Source organism: Actinoplanes sp. NPDC051633 (genome assembly GCF_040681735.1).
GTDB lineage: Bacteria > Actinomycetota > Actinomycetes > Mycobacteriales > Micromonosporaceae > Actinoplanes.
Window position 1 is genome coordinate 1 of the sequence record NZ_JBFAZH010001245.1, and the last position, 2,177, is coordinate 2,177.

Genomic DNA, 2,177 nt, shown 5'->3' on the forward strand with positions numbered 1-2,177 from the left:
GGCGGGTTGGTCGGCGGCGGGGTGGTCGGCGGGGTGCCGCCCCCGGTACACGCCCCCAGGTCGCGCCACAGCGTCGGGGTGGCCGCCGGGTTCCAGCCCGCGCCCGGCCAGGCGGTGTGTGTGACCAGCGCCTGGTACTGGTGGCTCTGGTACGTCGTCTGCGCACCGGCCTGGTAGGTGTTGCCTTCTGCCCAGGCCGGCGCGGTGCAGGCCACCGCGGCTTCGGCCGGACCCGCCAGGGCGTATCCGGCGGGCACGGCCGCCGCCATCACCACGGCCGTCAGTAGAGCCATCCATGGACGTCGCATGTGGCCATCGTCATACTCATGACGATAAATATCAAGGGTTGTTAACAGATAGCCGTGCGCGAATCAGCCGAGCGGTCTCCTCGACCGGCACGTCGTGGTTCGCGCCGCCCGCCACCTCGGCGTACTCCCCCACCGGGACGAGCTTCGCCGCCTCCTTGAGCACCGGCATGGTGTCCGCGCCGACCATGACCACCGTGGGTACGGAAACCGCGAGCATTTCGGCGGTCGGCTGCGCGAGCTCAGTGGTGATGATCGCGTCGTAGACCGTCGCCTGCGCCATCGCCACCAGCCCCGGCCACAACGGCGACTGCTTGATCTGCTCGACAACGTGCGGCGGCAGCCCGATGCCCTCCAGCTGGAAGGTCGCGACGGCGTCACCGGGCCGCCCGTCGTCGACCATCGCCTGCATCCGACCCGGCAGGTCGTGGGCGTGCGGCCGGTCGGGCCCGGCGAAGGGCGCCTCGAACAGGAAGAGGTGGTCGAGCTCCAGCCGGGTGGCCGCGAGCAGGGCGATCACGCCCCCGGACGAGTAGCCGAACACCGAGGCCCGCCCGCCGGCTGCGGCGATGACGGCGGCGAGGTCGTCGACCTCGCGCTCGATGGCGTACGCGGCTGCGTCACCGCTCTCCCCCCGCCCCCGCCGGTCGTACACGACCGTGGTGTGGTCGGCGGAAAGCGCTGAGGCGAGCGGCGCCAGCCGGTGGTGGTCGTTGAACGCCCCGGCGACGAACACGATGAGGGGCCCGCTGCCGGCCTTCTCGTAGGCGATGGCGGTCCCGTCCGCAGAGGTGGTCTTGTCCATGGTCATCTCCTGGTGATCTTCGCAGTTTCTACCCCAGGGACGAACAACTCACCACGACGAGGACACCCACGGGGGATCGTCGGCCCACCGACCACGACGGCGGTCGATAGACTGCCTCGCCGGGAGACGAACGCGGGGCTGAACAGTATGCCGAGCAAGGGTCGTGGCGGCGGGGACGACGGCTCAACCCCTTCGTGGAGACGCGGCGCGGGTGACGACGACAGCGTGCGGGCAGCGCAGGATGCGGTCGACGAAGCCCTGCATGCCGGACGTGGGCAGGCTGCGCGCAGTGGCGACCCCTCTCCTGCCCAGCCTGCGGAGGACCCCTCGGCGCCGGACGTCGGCGGGCTGGAAGGGTGCAGTGACGCCGCATACCAGGGAGTCCTGCACATTCGCGAGGAGGCGGCGAGGGAAGGCCCGGCGGGTAACCACCAGTTCGACATGACCGACGATCAGTTGGCCGACTATCTTGACGGGTACACCGGTCGCACCGACGGAACACCCCTCAAGAGAGGTGGCGAGGGCTGGCACGATGCCGCCCTGGGGGTAACTGTGATCAAGCGAGGGGAATACTCGATGACCATGTTCCGGGAGTCGGCGGAGGCGTTCGCCAGGCGGGCGGCCGGCTGACATGCAGGGTCGATACGACGGCGGCCGCATCGTCCTCGCGCTGGAGCCCGACGAAGCGCGCCGATTGGCCGCGGCGCTGGGCGAGGTTTCCGAGAGCCTGTCCCGTGCCGAGTTCTTCATCCGGACGGGAGCCTCCGGGCCGAACATCGCCACCGTCGCCGACCAGCTCCAGGCCCTCGCGTCGCGCCGGTCGGACAGCTTCGACACCCCGGTCGTCGCGGGCGTCGAGACCGAGGAGAATCCCCGCCGGCCGCGGCACTGACGCCCGCTCGGCCGCGGCCACCCTCCACCGGGTCACTGAGACCAGCGGTCACTCAGGACACGGCGGCCCAGGTGACTTTCCGGGTGGAGTCTGCGCGGCTCTGTCTCACCGATACGCGCACCGATACGCCGGCAGCTGCAGCGCACGCCTCGCATGTGCCCGTCAGCGCGCCCTC

At 70.7% G+C, this 2,177-nt stretch carries 4 protein-coding genes; 2 read left to right on the top strand and 2 right to left on the bottom strand.

The window, feature by feature from the left end:
- Both AB0M20_RS39565 and AB0M20_RS39570 read right to left on the bottom strand, forming a co-directional pair.
- The coding region (locus AB0M20_RS39565) for a carbohydrate-binding protein (RefSeq protein ID WP_364306197.1) at positions 1-293 on the bottom strand (293 nt) is incomplete at its 3' end.
- A gap of 46 nt (positions 294-339) precedes the next feature.
- Positions 340-1,110, bottom strand: coding sequence for an alpha/beta hydrolase (locus tag AB0M20_RS39570; protein ID WP_364306200.1), 771 nt, complete (start codon positions 1,108-1,110; stop codon positions 340-342).
- Between the two features lie 225 nt (positions 1,111-1,335).
- On the opposite strand from AB0M20_RS39570, the gene AB0M20_RS39575 reads away from it, so the two are divergent.
- Both AB0M20_RS39575 and AB0M20_RS39580 read left to right on the top strand, forming a co-directional pair.
- The gene (locus AB0M20_RS39575; protein WP_364306203.1) at positions 1,336-1,740 is read left to right on the top strand and encodes a hypothetical protein; all 405 of its coding nucleotides are present in this window, start codon (positions 1,336-1,338) and stop codon (positions 1,738-1,740) included.
- 1 nt (position 1,741) lies between these two features.
- Positions 1,742-2,002 carry a hypothetical protein gene (locus AB0M20_RS39580; protein ID WP_364306205.1) on the top strand — a complete coding sequence of 87 codons (261 nt, stop codon included), beginning with the start codon at positions 1,742-1,744 and terminating at the stop codon, positions 2,000-2,002.
- Positions 2,003-2,177 lie beyond the last annotated feature (175 nt).

What these genes read in the sequence shown, in the direction of transcription:
- AB0M20_RS39570 (WP_364306200.1), bottom strand. Translation starts at nt 1,110, where the DNA reads ATGGACAAGACCACCTCTGCGGACGGGACCGCCATCGCCTACGAGAAG.
- AB0M20_RS39580 (WP_364306205.1), top strand. Translation starts at nt 1,742, where the DNA reads ATGCAGGGTCGATACGACGGCGGCCGCATCGTCCTCGCGCTGGAGCCC.